The organism is Paenibacillus macerans (assembly GCF_900454495.1).
GTDB classification, from domain to species: domain Bacteria; phylum Bacillota; class Bacilli; order Paenibacillales; family Paenibacillaceae; genus Fontibacillus; species Fontibacillus macerans.
Genome location: NZ_UGSI01000001.1, coordinates 168,174 through 189,907 on the forward strand (window position 1 = coordinate 168,174; position 21,734 = coordinate 189,907).

Annotated in this window: 16 protein-coding genes; all 16 read left to right on the forward strand. The window is 56.0% G+C overall.

The features are described from left to right. Nucleotides 1-462: 462 nt before the first annotated feature. The 16 genes from mraZ (at nt 463) to ftsA (ending at nt 21,679) form a co-directional block, all read left to right on the forward strand. Nucleotides 463-900: a division/cell wall cluster transcriptional repressor MraZ gene (mraZ, locus tag DYE26_RS00760; RefSeq protein WP_036621384.1), complete on the forward strand. Its 438-nt coding sequence runs from the start codon at nt 463-465 to the stop codon at nt 898-900. 250 nt (nt 901-1,150) lie between these two features. Next, on the forward strand, nt 1,151-2,125 hold the full coding sequence (gene rsmH, locus DYE26_RS00765; protein ID WP_036621386.1) for a 16S rRNA (cytosine(1402)-N(4))-methyltransferase RsmH: 975 nt from the start codon (nt 1,151-1,153) through the stop codon (nt 2,123-2,125). Continuing rightward, nucleotides 2,126-2,560 (forward strand): hypothetical protein, encoded by a 435-nt coding sequence (locus tag DYE26_RS00770; protein WP_036621388.1) that lies wholly within the window; start codon nt 2,126-2,128, stop codon nt 2,558-2,560. A gap of 85 nt (nt 2,561-2,645) precedes the next feature. After that, entirely contained in the window at nt 2,646-4,937 is a 2,292-nt protein-coding gene (locus DYE26_RS00775) for a penicillin-binding transpeptidase domain-containing protein (RefSeq protein WP_051985367.1), read from the forward strand. Next, nucleotides 4,855-7,230 carry a penicillin-binding transpeptidase domain-containing protein gene (locus tag DYE26_RS00780; protein ID WP_240534116.1) on the forward strand — a complete coding sequence of 792 codons (2,376 nt, stop codon included), beginning with the start codon at nt 4,855-4,857 and terminating at the stop codon, nt 7,228-7,230. The genes DYE26_RS00775 and DYE26_RS00780 overlap by 83 nt, the downstream gene beginning before the upstream one ends. A 79-nt stretch (nt 7,231-7,309) precedes the next feature. Next, on the forward strand, nt 7,310-9,262 hold the full coding sequence (locus DYE26_RS00785; protein WP_036621390.1) for a stage V sporulation protein D: 1,953 nt from the start codon (nt 7,310-7,312) through the stop codon (nt 9,260-9,262). A 79-nt stretch (nt 9,263-9,341) separates the two neighbouring features. Continuing rightward, on the forward strand, nt 9,342-10,832 hold the full coding sequence (locus DYE26_RS00790) for a UDP-N-acetylmuramoyl-L-alanyl-D-glutamate--2,6-diaminopimelate ligase (RefSeq protein ID WP_036621392.1): 1,491 nt from the start codon (nt 9,342-9,344) through the stop codon (nt 10,830-10,832). Further along, nucleotides 10,832-12,229 carry a UDP-N-acetylmuramoyl-tripeptide--D-alanyl-D-alanine ligase gene (locus tag DYE26_RS00795; RefSeq protein ID WP_036627873.1) on the forward strand — a complete coding sequence of 466 codons (1,398 nt, stop codon included), beginning with the start codon at nt 10,832-10,834 and terminating at the stop codon, nt 12,227-12,229. The genes DYE26_RS00790 and DYE26_RS00795 overlap by 1 nt, the downstream gene beginning before the upstream one ends. 26 nt (nt 12,230-12,255) lie before the next feature. Then, nucleotides 12,256-13,221: a phospho-N-acetylmuramoyl-pentapeptide-transferase gene (mraY, locus tag DYE26_RS00800; RefSeq protein ID WP_036621395.1), complete on the forward strand. Its 966-nt coding sequence runs from the start codon at nt 12,256-12,258 to the stop codon at nt 13,219-13,221. Between the two features lie 2 nt (nt 13,222-13,223). Then, entirely contained in the window at nt 13,224-14,648 is a 1,425-nt protein-coding gene (gene murD / locus DYE26_RS00805; protein ID WP_036621398.1) for a UDP-N-acetylmuramoyl-L-alanine--D-glutamate ligase, read from the forward strand. 49 nt (nt 14,649-14,697) lie between these two features. Further along, nucleotides 14,698-15,795, forward strand: a complete 1,098-nt coding sequence (gene spoVE, locus DYE26_RS00810) for a stage V sporulation protein E (protein ID WP_036621400.1) — start codon at nt 14,698-14,700, stop codon at nt 15,793-15,795. Nucleotides 15,796-15,799: 4 nt separating this feature from the next. Then, nucleotides 15,800-16,921, forward strand: a complete 1,122-nt coding sequence (gene murG, locus DYE26_RS00815) for an undecaprenyldiphospho-muramoylpentapeptide beta-N-acetylglucosaminyltransferase (RefSeq protein ID WP_036621401.1) — start codon at nt 15,800-15,802, stop codon at nt 16,919-16,921. A 229-nt stretch (nt 16,922-17,150) separates the two neighbouring features. Continuing rightward, nucleotides 17,151-18,056 carry a UDP-N-acetylmuramate dehydrogenase gene (gene murB / locus DYE26_RS00820; RefSeq protein ID WP_036621402.1) on the forward strand — a complete coding sequence of 302 codons (906 nt, stop codon included), beginning with the start codon at nt 17,151-17,153 and terminating at the stop codon, nt 18,054-18,056. A 16-nt stretch (nt 18,057-18,072) separates the two neighbouring features. After that, nucleotides 18,073-19,353: a UDP-N-acetylglucosamine 1-carboxyvinyltransferase gene (gene murA / locus DYE26_RS00825; protein ID WP_036621405.1), complete on the forward strand. Its 1,281-nt coding sequence runs from the start codon at nt 18,073-18,075 to the stop codon at nt 19,351-19,353. A 91-nt stretch (nt 19,354-19,444) separates the two neighbouring features. Next, a complete protein-coding gene (locus DYE26_RS00830) occupies nt 19,445-20,215 on the forward strand; it encodes a cell division protein FtsQ/DivIB (RefSeq protein WP_036627876.1) in 771 nt (256 codons plus the stop codon). Nucleotides 20,216-20,425: 210 nt separating this feature from the next. After that, the gene (gene ftsA / locus DYE26_RS00835; RefSeq protein ID WP_036621407.1) at nt 20,426-21,679 is read left to right on the forward strand and encodes a cell division protein FtsA; all 1,254 of its coding nucleotides are present in this window, start codon (nt 20,426-20,428) and stop codon (nt 21,677-21,679) included. Nucleotides 21,680-21,734 lie beyond the last annotated feature (55 nt).

Below are 21,734 nucleotides of genomic sequence, written 5' to 3' on the forward strand. Positions count from 1 at the left end.
TGAACTGGCGAGAACTCCGGGTATTAAGTACATAAATTGTCGCTATTTTGAAGCGAACGGTGGTCGTTCAAGTAGCCGGCTATTCCAACTATTAAGCGCGTCCCCAAAGAATCGGTACGGAGCTGAGCAAGCGAAAAAAAGAATTTCAGAATAGCCCTTTTTCCTAAAAATAAGGAAAAGGGGCTTTTTGCTGCTTCTCTAATACGCCGTAACGGAGAATAGTTTGGAACTGCCTAAATTGGACTTATCCGATAGCAACAGCATTCGCAAGAGTTGAGGAGGCGTGTCCAATGTAGAGTGCTTGTCTCAACTTTTTAGCAGTTATGCTAGCCTCCCGCCTTTCCCTCTTCTCAAAAAATTTCCGCGCACTAGCAGGATTTTTCCGTTAAATGCAGAATAGGTACTTAACATGTGGGGCAAAGTGGTGTAAAGTGGGGGAAAGAGGTAGGGAGTGAGACACCAATGTTTATGGGGGAATTCCAACATAGCATTGACGACAAGGGCCGGATAATTATCCCGGCTAAGTTTCGCGATCTCCTCGGAAGCTCTTTTGTTGTTACCCGCGGCTTGGACCAGTGTCTTTTCGTGTATCCGATGCAGGAATGGGAAGTACTGGAACAGAAGCTGAAAGCTTTGCCGCTCATGAAGTCGGATGCGCGTGCGTTTACCCGCTTTTTTTTCTCGGGAGCTACGGAATGCGAGTGGGATAAACAGGGAAGGGTAAACCTGCCAGGCAATTTAAGGCAGTACGCGAAGCTGGAGAAAGATTGCGTCGTTCTGGGCGTATCGAATCGGGTTGAGATTTGGAGCAAGGACATTTGGGAGCAATACTTCCAGCAGTCGGAGGATACGTTTAACGAAATCGCCGAGAAGCTGGTCGACTTCAATTTCGACCTGTAGGTAGTTAAAAAGCCGGCTTTTGATCACGAAGCAGGTCAAGAAGCGGCTTCGGCATCGAATCTTGAATTCAGCTGGGCCTTCCGGTGCTCACGTACCCAAAACGTACGCTCCGCTCCTGACGTCCCTAGCTTCATCCAACCTTCTCGGTGCTGAAAACCCGACTTTTTAACAATATCTTAAGGTAATTAAAAAGCCGGCTTTTGATCACAAAGAATTTAAAATCGAGTTCTAGTCTGGAGGGGCGTTAGTCGTGTTTCATCACATCACGGTGCTTAAAGCAGAAGCGACAGAAGGGCTGCGCATCAAGCCGGACGGCATTTACGTAGATTGTACGCTGGGGGGCGGCGGCCACAGCTCGGTCATCTTGTCCCAGCTTGGCGAAGGCGGCAGGCTGATCGCTTTTGATCAGGACGATTGGGCGCTGGACAACGCCAAAGAGCGTTTGGCCCCTTATGCGGACAAGTTAACTTTGGTGAAAAGCAATTTTCGCCATTTGGAACAAAAGCTGCTGGAGCTAAGCGGCATCCCGCAGCAGAACGGCGTCCCGCAAGTGGATGGCGTGCTGTTTGACCTGGGCGTTTCGTCTCCGCAGTTCGACGAGGGGGAACGCGGATTCAGCTACAACGCTGACGCCCCCCTCGATATGCGCATGGATCAATCGGCGCGGCTCACAGCGCGGGACATCGTCAACGAGTGGCCGGAGCGGGAAATTGCCCGCATTTTGTTCCAGTACGGGGAGGAGAAGTTTTCCAGACGCATCGCCAAAGTCATCGTGGAGAGGCGCGAACAGGAACCGATAGAAACGACCGGTCAATTGGTCGAGCTGATCAAGGAAGGAATCCCGGCGGCGGCCCGGCGAACGGGCGGGCACCCGGCCAAACGAAGCTTTCAGGCGCTGCGGATCGCCGTAAACGACGAGCTTGGCGCGTTTGAAGAAGGACTCCATGCCGCGATTCGTTGTTTGGCGCCGGGCGGGAGAGTTTCGGTCATCACCTTTCATTCTTTGGAAGACCGCATCTGCAAGCAAATTTTTTCTAGTTATGTGGAGAAATGTACCTGTCCCCCCGACTTTCCGATGTGCGTATGCGGGGGAAAGGGATCGCTGAAGTTGATAAACCGGAAACCGGTGGTCCCGTCGGAGAGGGAACTGGCGGAGAATTCGCGGGCGCGGTCGGCAAAATTGCGCGTGGCGGAGAAATTGCAAACCTTAGTGGAGGAATCGTAAATGGCTTATACGCGGGGGAATTTGGCAGTTAAGCAGAAATCAGCGGAACGCAAAAATCCGTCAACGCAGCGCTATCGTGAAACGACGAAGGTCGTCACTCGCCGCTCAACGCTTCAGGTTCGCGAGAAACTGTTGTACATGGTAACGATTATTTTTTGCGTGGCGGTGATGGCTGGTCTTTTATGGCAAAATGTTACACTTTACAACATCAAGCGGCAAATGTTTAATTTGAATGCGGATATTCAAGCGATGAGCGCCGAGATCAAGGAGCTAACGGTCAAAAAAGAGAAACTGGAGGAACAAATCCCTGAGGAAGCGGCCAAGCTTGGTTACGTTGAGCCCGAAGTAGAGGGGTTCCATGTTCAGGTTCCGCCGGGTGCTTCAATGGCGGCGAATTCGGAAACGGACGCACCCTCGGACCAAGCCGGCAATTAGGGCCCAACGAGGGTGCGGAAAGTACGGACAATGCGGACGGCCTAACGGCGATCCGAAATCAACTCTATTTTAATGAGGTTTTGCCATGATCAAGAGAATAAAGCTGCGAACATTGCTGATAGGGGGATGCGTTACCCTCTTTTTTGCTGTATTGATAGGAAGAGTGTTTTGGCTGCAGATCGTGCAGGGGGATTTTTGGCAGGCGCATGCTGAAGCGCTTTGGTCCACCAGAAAGGATTTGCCGGCCACACGGGGAACGATTACGGACCGCAAAGGCGACGTATTGGCCATGGACGCTCCCGCCTATACTGTAGCGATCAATCCGGAGATCATTCATGCCAAAGGGCTGGAAAATGAAGTGACTGAGGGGCTAAGCCGGATTCTCGGCAAAGATGAGCAGGAGATGCGCGAACTCGTCAATGCAAAGAAGTCGGACGGAAAGTATTCCACCCATCGGGAAGTGCGCAACGAAGGCTTAAAGATCGACCAGGAGCTTAAAGGTCAAGTCGAGGCATTCAGAAACAAGCTGCTGCAAGAGCATAAGGAAGTGGAAGACACCGGCATTTATTTGATGAAGGAACAAAAACGCTATTATCCCCAAAAGAGCCTGGCCGCTCATATTTTGGGCTATACCGACCGTGACGGAAACGCGGTGTCCGGCCTGGAGGCTTATTACGATAAGAAGCTTAAGGGAGAAGACGGCTATATCGAATATAAACGCGACGGCAGAGGGATCGAAATCCCGAAAGCCAGCGAAATTTACCAGCCGGCGAAAAACGGGCAAAACCTGCAGTTAACGATAGATGATACGATCCAGCGTTATATCGAGCAGGCGATGAAGGAAGCGTATGCTGAGCTGCAGCCGATCAGTATGAGCGTCATCGCCGTCGATCCGAAAACGATGGAAATTCTCGGAATGGCGAACATGCCTACATACGACCCCAACGAGTATTGGGCCGACGTCGATCAGAAAAACTTTTACAACCATGCGATTAAATCGGTGTACGAGCCGGGTTCCACGTTTAAAATTGTGACCTTGGCCGGGGCTGTTCAGGAGGGTCTTTTTAACCCGAATGCCACTTATATGTCGGGGAGTATCCGTGTTCCGGGGCGAACGATCCACGATTTAAAGCGATCCGGCTGGGGGCCGATCACATACTTGGAAGGCGTAAAACGCTCCAGTAACGTCGGTTTTGTCAAGCTGGGCTACGAAATGCTGGGACCCGAACGGCTGAAAAGCTATGTCGACAATTTCGGGTTCGGGCAAAAAACGGGCATCGAGCTGCCGGGCGAGGCCAAAGGGATCGTGGACCCGGTGCAGCAAGCCGACTTCGCGGCGATGTCCTACGGGCACGGCAAGCTGCTCGTTACGCCGCTGCAGCAGATCGTGGCCGTGGCGGCGGTGGCGAACGGGGGCAAATTGATGGAGCCGCATATCGTTAAATCCATCACTGATCCGCAAACCGGTAAGACGGAGGAGATCAATCCGAAAGTTATCCGCCAGGTGATCACGCCGGAAACCGCCAAGCAAGTTGGCGGTTATTTGGAGCAAGTCGTATCCGACCAAAAAATCGGTACCGGCCGTCACGCTTATATCGAGGGTTACCGGATTGCCGGGAAAACGGGAACGGCCGTAAAAGTCGTCAACGGCGAATACAACTATTCCAAACAGGTCGTTTCTTTTATCGGCTATGCGCCGGTGGACGATCCGAAAATCGCCGTCCTCGTTTTGATCGACGAACCGAGGGATTCCGAGCTGGGCGGCGGAACGGCGGCGGCCCCGGTGTTCAAAAAAATCGTCAATCAAACGCTTCAATATATGGGTGTGCCTAAAACCACCGATCCCAACGCCGACAAAATCAAGCAGGCCGAGAGCAGCGGGCCGAAGGTTCCCAACCTTAAGGGAATGGGCGTGCAAAAAGCCAAAGACACCCTTGTTGCCGGCGGAATTTCCTATGCCACCTTGGGAAGCGGAACGGAGATCATTTCCCAATACCCCAAAGCGGGAAGCGTCTTGAAAACGGGTCAATTCGTTTATTTGCTTACCGAAGAAGGAGCAAATATGAAAATCCCGAATCTGCAAGGCGAATCGCTGCGGGATGCGATGGAGCTGCTATCGGTTCTTCAAGTGCCGGTCACGGCGAAAGGCGAAGGATACGTCGCCTCGCAAAAAGTGGTCGAAGAGAACGGAACGCGACGGGTCGAATTAACGCTGGAACCGCCTGTCACGGAGGAGGAGACGAACGGGAAAGCGGCGGACGGCAGCGAGGCGGACGGCGATAAGGCGGCCGACGGTGAAGCTGGCGGCGAGTCCACGGCCGCCGCGGGCACTAGCGGCGATGGCGGACAAGCCGGCAGCGGCGGTCCGAGCGGTTAAGGCACCGCCGGGCAGGCTGCCGGCCGATGGCCGGTTTGGAAATAACGGCAATTGGAGAGGTTTTGCCATGTTGAAAAGAGTAAGACTGCGGACGCTGCTGATAGGGGGATGCGTTACCCTCTTTTTTGCTGTATTGATAGGAAGAGTGTTTTGGCTGCAGATCGTGCAGGGGGATTTTTGGCAGGCGCATGCCGAAAAGCTCTGGTCGACCAAAAAGGTGTTGCCCGCCAGCCGGGGAATGATCACGGACCGCAAAGGCGACGTATTGGCCGTGGACGCTCCCGCCTATACGGTGGCGGTCAATCCGCAAATTATCCATGCCAACGGGCTGGAAAATGAAGTGGTTCAAGGGCTAAGCCGGATTCTCGGCAAGGATGAGCAGGAGATGCGCGAGCTTGTCAACGCCAAGAAAAACGGGAAGTATTCCACCCACCGGGAAGTGCGCAACGAAGGTTTGAAAATCGACCAGGAGCTAAAGAATCAAGTGGAGGCTTTTATCAACGAGCTGCTGAAACAAAATGAAAAAGTGGAAGACGCCGGCATTTACTTGATGAAGGAGCAGAAGCGCTATTATCCCAGAACGAGTCTGGCGGCGCATGTTTTGGGCTATACCGACCGCGACGGCAACGCCGTATCCGGCCTAGAGGCTTTTTATGACGAACAGCTTAAGGGGCAGGACGGCTTCCTTGAATACAAACGTGACGGCAGAGGGATCGAAATCCCGAAAGCCAGCGAAATTTACCAGCCGGCCCAAAACGGGCAGAACCTGCAGCTGACGATCGATAATACGATCCAGTATTACATCGAACAGGCGATGAAGGAAGCGTATAACGAGCTGCAGCCGATCAGCATGACCGTTATCGCGGCCGATCCGAACACGTTGGAAATTCTTGGGATGGCGAACATGCCCACCTATAATCCCAACGAATATTGGGCCGGCGTCGATCAGAGAAATTTTTACAACCATGCCGTCCAATCGGTGTACGAACCGGGTTCAACGTTTAAAATCGTCACCTTGGCCGGGGCTGTTCAGGAAGGTTTGTTTAATCCGGAAGATAAATATATGTCCGGGAGTATTCATATCGCGGGCCGGACGGTCAGTGACATTAAAAAATCCGGCTGGGGGCCGATCACTTATTTGGAAGGCGTCAAACGTTCCAGCAACGTTGCGTTCGTCAAATTGGGTTACGAAAAGCTGGGTCCCGAACGTCTCAAAACCTATGCCGAAAACTTCGGGTTCGGGCAAAAAACCGGCATCGAGCTGCCGGGTGAATACAAAGGGCTCGTGAATCCGGAGCAGCAGGCCGACTTCGCGGCGCTGTCCTACGGGCACGGCAAGCTGCTCGTTACGCCGCTGCAGCAGATCGTTGCGATATCGGCCATCGCCAACGGCGGCAAGCTGATGGAGCCGCATATCGTCAAATCGCTGACCGCCCCTCAGACCGGCAAAACGGAAAAAACCGAACCCAAAGTGGTGCGCCAGGTAATCACGCCGGAAACCGCCAAGGAAGTCGGAGGCTACTTGGAGCAGGTCGTTTCCGACCGGAAGCACGGGACCGGCCGCCACGCCTATATCGAGGGGTACCGGGTCGCCGGGAAAACGGGAACGGCGGTAAAGCCCGTTAACGGGGAATACACTAAATTGAAGCAGGTCGTTTCCTTTCTCGGTTACGCGCCGGTGGACGATCCGAAGGTTGCCCTGCTGGTCCTGATCGATGAACCGAAGGACCCCGATTTGGGCGGGGGGACGGCCGCGGGTCCGGTGTTCCAAAAAATTATGAATCAAATCCTGCAGTATATGGGTGTGCCCAAACTGAACGATGGCGGGACCGGGAAAACGAAACCGGCCGCGAGCGGGCCGAAGGTTCCCGAATTGAGCAAGCTGCCGGTTCAGGAGGCCAAAAACAAACTCGCCGGCCAGGGGATTTCCTACGTGACGCTGGGCAGCGGCGAGGACATTATCACCCAGCACCCGAAGGCGGGGAGCGTGCTGAAATCGGGCCAGTTCGTGTATTTGCTGACCGAAAAGGGGACCGACGTGAAGATCCCCAACCTGAGGGGGAAATCGCTGCGCGATGCCATGGAGCTGTTATCCGTGCTGCAGGTGCCGGTTACGGCTGAAGGCGAAGGGTATGTCGACTCGCAAAAAGTGATCGAAGAGAACGGAACGCGAAGGGTGGAATTGACCTTGAAGCCCCCGGTTACGAAGGAGGAAACGAAGGGGGAAGCGGCGGGGGACGGCGGTGAGGCGGGGAACGGCGAAGCCCCCGGCCAGTCCGCGAACTTGCCATAGCTTGTTCTAACCCCTGGTTGTCCTGAATATCCTTGATATGAAAACATTCAAGCGTCAGGATGGGATAGGGGGGCAACCAGTGAAAGTTTCCAAGTTTACCGTCAGACGAAGACTGTTCTGGCTGTTGATGGTGTTGTGTTTGTTGTTTGCGGCCCTTGCCGTGCGTCTTGCCTATGTGCAGATCGGAAAGGGAGCGGAATTGTCGGCCAAAGCGGAGGACTCCTGGCGCCGGAACATCCCTTATTCGGCGAAACGCGGCGAAATCAGCGACCGGAACGGCAACGTGCTTGCATATAACATCACGACGCCGACGGTCATGGCCATCCCGGTGCAAATCAAACATCCGGAGCAAACGGCCAAAAGCTTGGCGCCTCTGCTCGGCATGAGCGAGGACGCGATTTTGAAGTCGATCACCAAGAAACAATCCATAGTCAGGCTGCAACCCGGCGGACGCAAAATTACGATGGAAAAAGCGCAGCAAATTCGTGATTTGGCTCTTCCGGGTATTGTTGTTGCCGAAGACAACAAAAGATATTATCCTTATGGAGGACTTGCCGCTCATATCTTGGGTTTTACCGGCAATTACAATCAGGGGCTGACCGGAGTGGAAAGCAAATACGAGAGCCTGCTGAGCGGCATGAACGGCAGCGTGTCCTATTTGTCAGACGCCGGGGGCAGATTGATGCCGGGGTCCTCGGAGAAATATGTGGAGCCGAAAGACGGGCTGAATCTGACGCTGACGATCGACAAATCGATCCAAAGCATTATCGAGCGCGAGCTGGATCAGGCGATGGACCGGCTGCAGGCCGACTCGGCCCTGACGATCGCGATGGATCCGAAAACGGGACAAATTTTAGGCATGGCGGCGAGACCGGGATTTGAGCCTGGGCAGTATCAGGAATACGATTCGGCGGTGTATAACCGGAACCTTCCGATCTGGATGACGTACGAACCGGGTTCCACGTTCAAGATCATCACCCTGGCCGCCGCGCTCCAAGAGAAGAAGGTGGATCTGCTGGGCGAGCGGTTTTTTGATCCGGGGTATGTCAAAGTTGGCGGGGCCACGCTCCGCTGCTGGAAGAGGGGCGGGCACGGCAGCCAGACGTTCCTCCAGGTGGTGGAGAATTCCTGCAACCCCGGGTTCGTAGCGCTCGGGCAGCGCCTGGGCAAAGAAACGCTGTTCCAGTACATCAAAAATTTCGGCTTCGGCAGCAAAACCGGCATCGACCTGAACGGCGAGGAAAACGGCATCCTGTTCAAGCTGTCCCGTGTCGGCCCGGTGGAGCTGGCGACGACCTCGTTCGGCCAAGGGGTGTCGGTGACGCCGATTCAGCAGATCACCGCGGTTTCGGCCGCGATCAACGGCGGCAAGCTGTATAAACCTTACGTCGCCAAGGCGTGGACCAATCCCGATACGGGCGAGGTCGTCTCGGAAACGGCGCCGCAACTGGTGCGCCAGGTCATTTCGGAAGAGACGTCCAAGCAGATTCGTTCCGCGCTGGAAAGCGTCGTGGCCAACGGCACGGGCGGCAACGCCTTTATCGACGGCTACCGCGTGGGCGGGAAGACCGGGACGGCGCAGAAGGTCATAAACGGGCGTTATTCCGCAAACGAGCATATCGTTTCTTTTATCGGCTTCGCTCCGGCGGACGATCCGCAAATCGTCGTTTATACGGCGGTCGACAATCCGCAAGGGATCCAATTCGGCGGCGTGGTAGCCGCTCCGATCGTGCGGAATATCATGAAGGATGCGCTGGAATACATGCAAGTTCCGCCCCGCCAGCAGCAGGTTACCAAGAAATACAAATACGGCGAGACGCCGATCGTCACGGTTCCCGATCTGATCGGACATACGGCGCAGGAAATCTACGAGGACCTCAACATGAATTTTAATTTGGCGAAATCGGGGGCGGGGAACGTCGTGATCAATCAGGCGCCGAAAGCCGGAGCCCGGGTCGAAAAGGGGTCGACGATCCGAATTTATATGGGCAGCGAGGCGGATGCGGAACAACAACATAACCATAATGAATAATTCTCCTGAACTTTGCAATTTTTGGTGATAATATAGAGTGAGTGTTTACGAACGTTGTTGAAATACGGAGGGGTTAGCTATGCAGCTTAAGGAATTGGCAACTTATTTGATAGCTTCGCAAATACGAGGCGGCGGGGAGCTGGCGTGCGATGGCATCGCCATCGATTCGCGGAAAGTTCAGCCCGGGGATTTGTTTATCTGCCTTCCCGGCCATACGGTCGACGGGCACGACTTCGCTCGGCAAGCCGCAGACAAAGGAGCGGCGGCGCTCGTCGTGGAGCGTTGGCTTGACGATTGTCCGCTGCCGCAGCTTAAGGTGAAAGACAGCAGGTTGGCGATGTCGGTTTTGGGCAACGTGTTTTTCGGCTTCCCCAGCCGGCGGCTGAAGGTCATCGGCGTTACCGGAACGAACGGCAAAACGACAACGACTTATTTGATCGAACGCATTCTTGAGGATCAAGGGCGCTCTACGGGACTTATCGGAACGATTCAGCGCAAATTCGCCGGCCGGACGTATCCGATGTCCGGAACGACGCCGGAATCGCTGGAGCTGCAGCGGTATTTGCACGAGATGGCCGAAGGCGGCGCGGCTTACTGCGTCATGGAGGTGTCCTCCCACGCGCTGGACCAGGGCCGTGTCAAAGGAACGCATTTCCGGACGGCCGTCTTTACGAATTTGACGCAGGACCATTTGGATTATCACAACACGATGGAAGAGTATCGCGGGGCCAAGGGGCTGTTCTTCTCCCGTCTTGGCAACAACTATCCGCTCAATCCTGACGAGCGCAGCTACGCGGTCCTTAACGCGGATGATCCCGCCAGCTCTTATTTTGCCAAGCAAACCGCCGCGGAGACGGTCATGTACGGGGTGGAGAACGAAGCCGATGTCCGCGCCTCGGATATTTCCGTTACGGCGAAAGGCACCTCGTTCCATGTCGATACATTTCAAGGCAGCGCCGACATTTCGCTGCGGATGGTCGGCAAGTTCAACGTGTACAATGCGCTTGCGGCGCTTGCGGCCGCTTTGCTCGAAGGGATTCCGCTCGAACGGATCAAGGCCAGCCTGGAAGCGGTCAAAGGCGTGGAGGGACGGGTTGAAGCGGTCGATGAAGGCCAATCCTTCGCCGTCATCGTCGATTACGCCCATACGCCCGACGGGCTTGAAAACGTGCTGCGGACCGTAAACGAATTTGCCAAAGGCCGCGTCATCTGCGTCTTCGGCTGCGGCGGCGACCGGGACCGCACGAAACGCCCGATCATGGGGCGGATCGCCGCGAAATACGCCGATCACGTCATCGTGACTTCCGACAACCCGCGCACCGAAGATCCCGATGCTATACTAAGCGACATCGAGCAGGGATTGATCGGCGACGGGGTGGACCGCAACCGTTACGAGCTGATCGTCGACCGCCGCGAGGCCATCCAAAAGGCTATTGAAATGGCAAGCCGTGAAGATGTAGTATTGATTGCGGGGAAAGGTCATGAAACCTATCAGTTGATCGGAACCGCAGTGCTCGATTTTGATGATCGGATCGTAGCAAAAGAAGCGATAAGGGGTTTGGCGAAGTGATAATTAGAAATCTGGCGGATATAGCCGCGATGTGCGGCGGACAAGTGCGGGAGGCGGCCGATTCCGGCATTGCGGTGCGCGGAGCGGTCACCGATTCCCGGCAAATCACGCAGGACTGTTTGTTTATTCCGTTATCCGGAGAAAGGTTCGACGGCCACGATTTTGCGGCGGACTGTCTCGTGGCCGGAGCTGCCGCAACCCTGTGGGAGCGGTCCAAGGGAACGCCTCCCGGGCCGGCCGTACTGGTGGACGATTGCCTGGAGGCGCTGCAAACGCTGGCCAAGTCCTACTTGATCCAGACGGGCGCCAAGGTGGTCGGCATTACGGGCAGCAACGGGAAAACGACGACCAAAGACCTCGTTTACTCGCTTTTGTCCACAACGTACAAAGTGCATAAAACCAAAGGGAATTTTAATAACCACATCGGACTGCCGCTGACGGTGCTGGCGATGCCCGAGGATACGGAGATCGCCGTCCTGGAGATGGGCATGAGCGGCCGCCGCGAAATCGAGCTGCTGTCCAAACTGGCCGAACCCGAGACGGCGGTCATTACGAACATCGGCGAAGCGCATCTGCTGCAGCTCGGCTCGCGGGAGGAAATCGCGCGGGCGAAACTGGAGATCCTCGCGGGGATGAAGCCCGGGGGATTGTTCGTTTACAATGGGGACGAACCTTTGATTCCCCGGGTGCTCAATGAGGCGGACACGCATAAGCCGGACCGGCTGCGGACCGTCACGTTCGGATTGGGCCAAGGCAATGATGAATACCCGACCGGAATGATGTTCATGGAGGACCGCACCCTGTTCACTTCGCGCGGGATCGGCGGGGAGCCGCTGGAGCTGCCTCTGCTGGGCGAGCACAACGTGGTGAACGCTTTGGCCGCGCTCGCGGTCGCCCGCCGCTACGGGGTCGGCGAAGCCGCGATTCGGGACGGGCTCCGCCATGCCGAACTGACCGGCATGCGGATCGAGCGCATCGTCGGCGCAAGCGGCGTGACGATCTTGAACGATGCGTACAACGCCAGTCCCACGTCGATGAAAGCGGCGATCGGCGTGCTGGAAAAAATGAAAGGGTTCCGCCAAAGAATCGCCGTGCTCGGAGATATGCTCGAGCTTGGAGCTTCCGAAGAGGAATACCACCGAGAAATCGGCGCTTCCCTGACACCGGACAAAGTGGATCAGCTTTTTACTTACGGAACTCTGGGCCTGAAAATCGCCGAAGGCGCAGCCGGGCATTTGAAACCTGCGCGCATTCATGCATATACTGATAAAACTGAGCTCATCCGCGATTTGACTTCGCTGATCCATCCGAAGGACGTCGTGCTGGTCAAGGCCTCCCGGGGCATGAAGCTGGAGGAAGTCGTGGACGCGGTAAAACATAACATCTTAAAGCATTAACTACCGGCGAGAGGGGGGGGAATCCCATGGATTTCGGACTAATTCTGTTAACGATCGGCGTATCTTTCATTTTGGCCGTCATTTCGGCTCCGCTGATCATTCCGCTGCTAAAACGGCTTAAATTCGGCCAGCAAATACGCGGGGAAGGACCGCAAAGCCACCAGAAAAAGGCGGGCACGCCTACGATGGGCGGCGTGATTATTTTGCTTGCCTTCACGTTGTCTTTCCTTAAATTTTCGGTCATCAACACCGATTTCTACGTGCTGCTGATCGCTACGCTCGGCTTCGGGCTGGTCGGTTTTCTCGACGACTACATCAAAATCGTGTTTAAACGGTCTTTGGGATTGACGCCCAGACAAAAATTGTTCGGACAGCTGCTGTTCGCCGGTATCATGTGCGCTTTGCTCATTTCGGAAGGGCACAGCACGGCGATCGGCATTCCGGGAACCGGATGGTCCTTTGACCTCGGAGGCTGGTTCTACTACCCTTTTATCATTGTCATGATGCTGGCGATCAGCAACGCGGTGAACTTCACCGACGGTGTGGACGGACTTTTGTCCGGCGTGAGCGCGATCGCCTTCGGCGCCTACGCGGTGATCGCGATGCAGGCGACTTCGATCCCTTCCGCGGTCTGCGCGGCGGCGATGATCGGGGCGGTGCTGGGCTTCCTCGTGTTCAACGCGCATCCGGCCAAGGTGTTTATGGGCGATACCGGATCGTTGGGGATCGGCGGGGCGATCGGCGCGATCGCCGTTATCACGAAAAGCGAGCTGCTTTTCCTGGTGATCGGCGGCATCTTCGTGATCGAAATGCTGTCCGTCGTCATTCAGGTGACCTCTTTTAAAACGAGAGGAAAGCGGATTTTCAAAATGAGCCCGATTCATCACCATTTTGAGTTGTCAGGCTGGTCGGAATGGCGGGTTGTGGTGACGTTTTGGGCGGCCGGACTTATCCTGGCGGGCATTGGACTTTATTTAAACAAGGGGTTGTAATCATGAAGCATCCAGAAGAATACCGGGGACGCCAGGTGGTCGTGATCGGTTTAGCGAGAAGCGGCGTTCAGGTCGCGAAAACCCTGCATCGTTTTGGAGCCGTCGTGACGGTTAACGATAAAAAGGAGAGGGAACTGTGTCCCGAAGCATCCGAATTGGAAGCTTTGGGAATTTCTGTTGTATACGGCGGACATCCGGACGGACTTGTCCATCCCGGCGTCGAATTGGTCGTGAAAAATCCCGGCATCCCGTATTCGGCCCCGCCCGTGGCCAAAGCGCTGGAGTTGGGGATCGACGTCGTGACCGAGGTGGAGATCGCCTACCGGCTCAGCCCGGCGCCAATCATCGGGATTACGGGCTCCAACGGAAAAACGACGACGACGACATGGGTCGGCAAAATGCTGGAAGCCGCCGGGCTTCGCCCGATCGTAGCCGGCAACATCGGCACGCCGCTGTGCGAAGCGGCGGAAACGGCGAGCGCCGACAACTGGCTTGTAGCCGAACTTAGCAGCTTTCAGCTGAAAGGAACGCAGGCATTCCGCCCTAAGGTTGCTTGCCTGCTTAATGTGGCGGAGACCCACCTGGATTACCACGGTACGATGGATGACTATGTGGCTTCCAAAGCCAAGCTGTTCGCCAATCTGGAAGCGGCGGATACGGCTGTCGTCAATTGGGACGACCCTACATGCCGCAAGCTGGTGCCGTATATCAGGGCGAAGCTGATCCCATTTTCGATGACGGAGGAGCTGAAATCGGAAGGGGTGTACATCCGGCCGGCTTATGTTCCGGACGTAGAGGACGGGCTTGACCGCAGCGTTGTGTACCGGGGAGCGGACGGCGAGGTGCGGCAAATCGTCGATGTGCGCGATATCGCCTTGCCCGGACGGTTCAATGTGGAGAACGCATTGGCGGCGGTGGCCGTCGCCCTGGCCGCGGGTGCGCCGCCGGAGGCCCTCGTGGAGCCTTTGCGTACGTTCCGCGGTGTGGAGCACCGCTTGGAATACGTCGAGGAGAAGCGCGGCGTCGTTTATTACAACAACTCCAAAGCGACGAACGCGAAGGCGACGATTATGGCGCTGGGCGCTTTAACGGCTCCGATCGTGCTGATTGCCGGCGGGCTGGACCGGGGCTCGGATTATACGGAGCTGGTGCCCGTTTTTAAACAGAAAGTGAAGGCGCTTGTCGCCCTGGGGCAAACGAAGGAAAAAATCGCCGAAGCCGGAGAACTTGCGGGTCTATCCAACATCGTGGTGGTCGATAATGGTGACAGCGCCGCGGAAACGCTGCGGACCGCGCTGAAGGAGGCGTCGGCTTTGGCCGCATCCGGAGATGCCGTGCTGCTCTCTCCGGCATGCGCCAGTTGGGATATGTTCTCCTCCTATGAAGAGCGTGGACGCATTTTTAAAGAGGCGGTGCATACGCTTTAAGTAGGGGGGTGGAAAAGCCCCTACTTTCTGTCAAGAGGTGGCATCCACGATGAGCAAGAGCCGTACGGCCCCGGATTTTTGGCTTATGGCCAGCATTCTCGGACTGCTGGCGATCGGAATTGTGATGGTGTACAGCGCGGGTTCGGTGCTCGCTTTTCATGATTACGGCGATTCTTTCTACTTTGTGAAGCGTCAGCTGTTGTTCGCCGTGCTCGGGCTGGTCGCGATGTTTTTGATGATGAATTTCGATTACCGGCTGCTGCGCAAATACGCGAAGGTGGGGCTGCTCATTTGCTTCGCCCTGCTCGTGATCGTGCTGATTCCGGGGATCGGGGTCGTGCGCGGGGGAGCGCGCAGCTGGCTGGGCATCAGCTCGTTTGGCATTCAGCCGTCCGAGTTCATGAAGCTGGGCATGATTTTGTTTCTTTCCTACTTCCTTAGCCAGGAAGATTACAAGATTACGAATTTCGCCAAGGGACTGCTGCCGCCGCTTGGCGTGATCGGGCTGGCTTTCGGTCTGATCATGCTGCAGCCCGATTTGGGGACAGGCACGGTCATGCTTGGCGCTTCGCTGCTGATCGTCTTTACGGCCGGAGCCCGAATCCTGCATCTGGCCGGGCTGGCGGGCCTTGGGGCGCTAGGATTCGTAGGCCTGATTCTGGCGGCGCCTTACCGCCTGAAGCGGATTACCGCTTTTCTCGATCCCTGGTCCGATCCGCTTGGCGCAGGGTATCAGATCATTCAATCATTGTACGCGATCGGTCCCGGCGGGCTTGCCGGGCTGGGGCTCGGGATGAGCCGGCAGAAATACAGCTATGTGCCCGAGCCGCAAACCGACTTTATTTTTTCCATTTTGGCCGAGGAGCTTGGTTTTATCGGCGGACTGCTTGTTCTGCTGCTGTTCCTCATCCTGGTATGGCGCGGCATGAGGGTTGCGATGACGATCGACGACACGTTCGGCAGCCTGCTGGCCGTCGGCATCGTCGGGATGGTCGCCGTTCAGGTGGTGATCAACATCGGCGTCGTGATCGGCCTGATGCCCGTCACCGGCATTACCCTGCCGCTCATCAGCTACGGCGGATCTTCGCTGACGCTGATGCTGACCGCGTTAGGCATTTTACTTAATTTATCCCGTTATGCGAGGTGAGAATATGCGCGTCGTACTGAGCGGCGGCGGAACCGGGGGCCATATCTACCCGGCGCTGGCCGTCGCAAGCCAATGCGCCGAGGAATTTCCCGATTCCGAATTTTTATACATCGGCGGTCGGAGGGGGCTGGAAAGCTCGCTGGTTCCGAAGCACAACATCCCGTTTGAAGCGATCGACATCACCGGCTTCCGCCGCAAGCTGTCGGTCGAAAATATAAAGACCGTTATGCGTTTTCTCAAAGGAGTGCGCACCTCCAAAAAACTGCTGCGGGAATTTAACCCCGACGTCGTCATCGGGACGGGCGGCTACGTATGCGGTCCGGTCGTATACGCGGCCGCCAAGCTGGGCATTCCGAGCATCATCCATGAGCAAAACGCCATTCCGGGGCTGACCAACCGCTTTTTAAGCAAATACGTGTCGACCGTGGCGGTGAGCTTTGAAGGCTCGGAGTCTGCGTTCCCGGGAGCCGGGAATGTCGTATACACCGGCAATCCGCGGGCCACAACCGTTCATGCGGCCGACAGAGCGAAGGGCTTTGCCTCCCTGGGACTGGCTGCGAGCAGTTCGGTCGTGCTCGTCGTCGGCGGCAGCCGGGGGGCCAAAGCGATCAACGAAGCGATGATCGGCATGGCGCCGCTGCTTGCGGAAGCGCCGCATTTGCAGTTCGTTTACGTTACCGGCGAGGCTTACCATGCAGCGACGCTCGAAGCGATTCGCGGCAAACTGGGCGGGCTTCCGGACCATTTGCAGGTGCTTCCTTACGTGCACAACATGCCGGAGGTGCTGGCCGCGACTTCCTTGATCGTGGGACGAGCAGGAGCTTCCTCCTTGGCGGAAATCACCGCGCTGGGAATTCCGGCGATCCTTATTCCGTCGCCCAACGTAACGAATAATCATCAGGAGAAAAACGCCCGGACTTTGGAGCGGGCCGGAGCCGCCGAAGTCATTTTGGAGCCGGAATTGAGCGGGCAAAGCCTGTTCGGCTCGGTTCAGCGGATCATGAGCGACCTGTCCGTCCACGCCTCGATGTCGGCGGCTTCCCGCCGCCTCGGCCAACCGGACTCCGCCCATTTGCTGGTGAAAGAAATGCGGCGTCTTGTCCAAAGCCGCGCAAATCGCCGCTAATCGCGGGGAAGCGAAGGGCGGAACTGGACCTGGGCGATTGTCACACTCTCCGTGAGGGAGGCATAAGATACTCTATAAATCGTGACAATCCAAGCGGAGCGACAAGGACACGGTTAGCATGAATTGCTCCGACGGACCCGGGCCGCGGCTTCGTTTATGGCATGAACCTGCCTGTGCCTTCAGGCGACAAGCCGGGTTTTCCGCCTACAAGTCAAGGAGGGATTTTACGATGCAGCATTGGATATCGAATTTGACCCGGCAGGGAGTCGGAACGGTATTGCCGAACGAGCCGATGTCAAAATATACAACATGGAAAATCGGCGGTCCCGCTGACGCGATGGTCGTACCCGAGAATCCCGGGCAGCTGTCCAAGCTCGTCCGGCTGCTTCATGAGGAGCGGATCCCTTGGATGGTGGTCGGCAAGGGCTCGAACATGCTGGTCTCCGACCGGGGAATTCGGGGGTGCGTGATCCGGCTTGGCTCCGGATTGGAGCAGATCGAATTTGACGGAAGCAAGGTCCAGGCCGGAGGGGGCGCTTCGTTCGTCAGACTCAGCATCATGGCGGGCAAACAGGGGCTGACCGGCCTGGAGTTTGCCGGAGGCATCCCCGGGACGGTGGGGGGAGCCGTATATATGAACGCCGGGGCTCACGGGTCCGATGTGTCACGTATATTTAAATCCGCTGACATTGTTCTGGAGACGGGTGAATTGGTCACTTACAACGCAGAGGATATGGAATTTGACTATCGGCATTCCGTCCTGCACGAACAGCGCGGCATTGTGGCCAAAGCCGAATTTACGCTGGCTGCCGGCGATCGGCTGGAAGTTGCCGCCGCCATGGCGGCTTACAAGGACCGCCGCCGCAAAACGCAGCCGCTTCAGCAGCCGTGCGCCGGCAGCGTCTTCCGCAATCCGCCGGGAGACCATTCGGCCAGGCTGATCGAGGCGGCCGGACTTAAAGGCTTAAAGGTCGGAGGAGCCGAAGTATCCACGCTGCACGCCAATTTCATCGTCAATACCGGGCAAGCGACAGCAGAGGACGTTCTAGCGCTCATGGAGCAAATCAAGGCATCCGTCGAAGACAAGTTCGGCGTAAACTTGGTGCCGGAGGTTTTTTTCGTGGGCGAACGGTAAACTCGGAGGTGATACATTGGACAAATTGGTGATCGAAGGCGGGAGACCCCTATCAGGAACCATTCGTATCCATGGAGCAAAAAATGCCGCACTGCCGATTCTGGCCGCTAGTTTGCTGTCCGAAGGCAAGGTGCAACTTCGAAATGTCCCCCGTCTGCTCGATATTGATGTCATGCTGGGCATACTCGGCCGCCTTGGCTGCAAAGCCGTCCATTTAGGGGATACGGTTACGGTCGACACGGGAAGCGCGGATTCAAGCCATGTGCCGGAGGATTTGATGAAGCAGATGCGGTCGTCGATTTTTTTGATGGGGCCGCTGCTCGCCAGGTTCGGGGAGGTTTGCATTTACCAGCCGGGCGGGTGCGCCATCGGCGAACGAAAAATCGATTTGCATTTGAAAGGGCTGGAAGCCCTGGGGGCGCAAATCGAGGAAAGCGAGCAGCAAATCCGGTGCCGGGCCAGCAGGCTGGTCGGTTGCGATATTCACCTTGATTTTCCCAGTGTCGGGGCGACGGAAAACATCATGATGGCGGCCGCGCTGGCGGAAGGGACGACGGTAATCACCAATGCCGCCCGGGAACCGGAAATTCAGGATCTGCAAAACTTCTTGAACGCCATGGGGGCGAGCATCATCGGCGCCGGAACGGACACGATTACGATTCGCGGCGTAGAGCGCCTGTATCCTTGCGATTACGAGGTTATCCCCGACCGTATCGTTGCCGGAACCGCGCTGATCGCCGTAGCCGCTACGCGCGGCAGCGTGACGCTGACCCACTGCAATCCGGCGCACCTGGTGTCCCTGCTTCATGTGCTGCGGCGGGCAGGTGTTCAAATTGGAGCTGCCGATGATATAATAACGATTAGCAGCGCAGGCCGTCCTAGAGCGGTGGAGCGGATCGTGACTTCGCCGTATCCTTCCTTTCCGACCGATCTGCAGTCGCAAATCATGGTATTGCTTGCGTTGGCGGACGGACTCAGCGTAATGAAGGAGACCGTGTTCGAGGGCAGATTCAAGCATGTGGACGAATTGGTCCGGATGGGCGCCGACATTTCGGTCGATTTGAATCTGGCTTTCATTCGCGGGGTGCCGAGATTGTACGGAGCCACCGTGGAGGCCACGGACCTGCGGGCCGGCGCCGCGCTAGTCATTGCGGGCCTGGCGGCGCAAGGCAAAACGATCGTGGAGCAGGTTCATCATATCGATCGCGGCTACGACCGGATCGAAACGATGTTCCAGCGTCTCGGGGGCGCGATCCATCGCGAAACCCCCGTGCTGAAGCAGCTTGATTTAGCCTGAGGCTTGGCCTTACATCCCCTCCGTCCGGAGGGGATCAAGGCTTTTGGACGTTCTTTTATATTATTTATTCAGAAAGTTGCGGAGAAATGACATGCCCAAAGCGAATGTACCTGTCCTGAAAGAGCCGGTAAAACCGAAAAGGAAAAGCGGCCGAAAAGTAAAAGTGATCCTCATCTTGCTGTTCGTTTCGTTACTTTGCGTGCTTTTTTTTCGCTCGTCCTTAAGCAAGGTTTCGGCGATTACGTTTCACGGCAATATGTATTCGACGGAGAGCGAGCTTCTAAAGGCCGCCGGACTGGAAGTCGGGGCGCCGTTTTTTGCCGTCAGTTCGGGGAACGTTGAGCGCAAATTGGAGAGCATTCCTTCCGTGGAGCATGCGGTCGTGGACAAAAAATTCCCGGGAAAGATCGAGATCCGGATCGAAGAGTTTCCGCTTGCGGCCTATGAGCTTACCGACGGCGGCAAGCTGAGCGGACTGCTGGCGAACGGCACCAAGATCCCGCTGCAAAACGGCTCCATGCCGGTGGACAAGCCTATTTTGACCGGGTGGAAAGAGAATGACCCCAATCTGGTGAAACTCTGCAAAACGTTGTCGGAAATCCCGGGCGAGCTGACCGCCGATATTTCCGAGATCGTTCCTTCGCCAACCTTGTCTTATCCGGACCGGATCAAAATGTATACGCGCTCGGAATTCGAAGTGATTTCCGCAATCTCGCTGCTGCCGAAAAAGGCGGAGTATTTGAACGAGATTTTGCAAAACCAGGATCCCGGACAGCTGAAAATGCTGGATGCCGATTCCTATGTGCCGTATCCCCCGCCGGAAGGCGAAGAGAACGGCCAAAATGACACTACTCATGAGTGAAAAACAATGTTAAAATACATTTTATGGGCTAGTTTCCTATCTCCCTCTTTTTTCTTCTGATTTTTGCGGTCCTATCGTCAGATAGATGTAAAACTTGGAAGTCAAAAAATTTGTAGAAAAAAGAGGGAAAGGTTAAACGGCGTTGAATATGTAGAGAGTGCATTTAACACGGCAAGAATATTTAGAATGGGAAATAGGAGGTGCCAGGGCTTGAGCAACAATGACATCATTGTTAGTTTGGACATCGGTACATCCAAAGTTCGTGCTATTATTGGGGAAATTGGCAATGGAACCTTTAATATTATTGGAGTTGGATCTGCCGACTCGGAAGGAATTCGAAAAGGCGCGATTGTAGATATTGACCAAACGGTCCAATCGATCCGCAACGCCGTGGATCACGCGGAACGGATGGTAGGTATTCAAATATCGGAAGTATATGTCGGCATTTCGGGCAACCACATCGGACTCCAAACGAGCCACGGAGTAGTAGCCGTACAAAATGAAGATCGGGAAATCGGCGAGGACGATATCGACCGCGTGCTGAAGGCGGCCGAAGTCATCGCCCTGCCGCCGGAACGCGAAATTATCGATATTGTGGCCAAGCAATATGTGGTGGACGGGCTTGAAGGCATTCAGGATCCCCGCGGCATGATCGGAGTCCGCCTGGAAGTGGAAGCGACGATTATCACGGGAGCGAAGACGGCGATTCACAATTTGCTCCGCTGCGTGGAGAAATCCGGGCTGAAGGTCCGGGATTTGGTATTGTTATCGCTGGGCGCAGGGCAGCTCGCCTTATCCAAGGACGAAAAAACCATGGGTTCGGTGCTGGTGGATATCGGCGCCGGATCCACTACGATCGCTGTGTTTGAAGGCGGCACGATCGTGTCCACATCCACGCTTCCGATTGGGGGAGAATTTATAACGAACGACATTGCTTACGGTCTCCGCACGTTGACCGATCATGCGGAGAAGGCGAAGCTGAAATACGGCTGCGCCTCGATTGAGGACGCCGCGCCGGACGTAACCTTTAAGGTAACGCGGATCGGCAGCAATGTGGACAAGGAATTTACGCAGGAAGACTTGGCAGCCATCGCCGAGCCTCGCGTTCAGGAGATCTTCCAGTTGATCCGCCAGGAAGTCAAGCGGCTCGGCTACAGCGAGCAGCCGGGAGGCTATATTTTGACGGGGGGAACCGTATCGATGCCGGGGCTGCTTAAGATCGCGCAGCAGGAGCTGGCGGCTTCCGTCAGAATCGCCGTTCCGGATTATATCGGGGTTCGCGACCCCGGGTTTACCGGCGGCGTAGGCATTTTGTACAAGGTAATCAAGAGCATTCGCGTTCGGAACTCCGGGGCGAAGAAGACGGCCGGCCGGAGCAAACCCGCTTCGCCGACACAGGAGCCGGCCCGCAAATCGGGCGGCCTGATGGAACGTCTTAAAAATCTGTTCAGCGAATTTATATAGCAAATTCAAGGATGAAGAACGGGCCATCCATGCACATTGAGGGGGAGATGGAAGA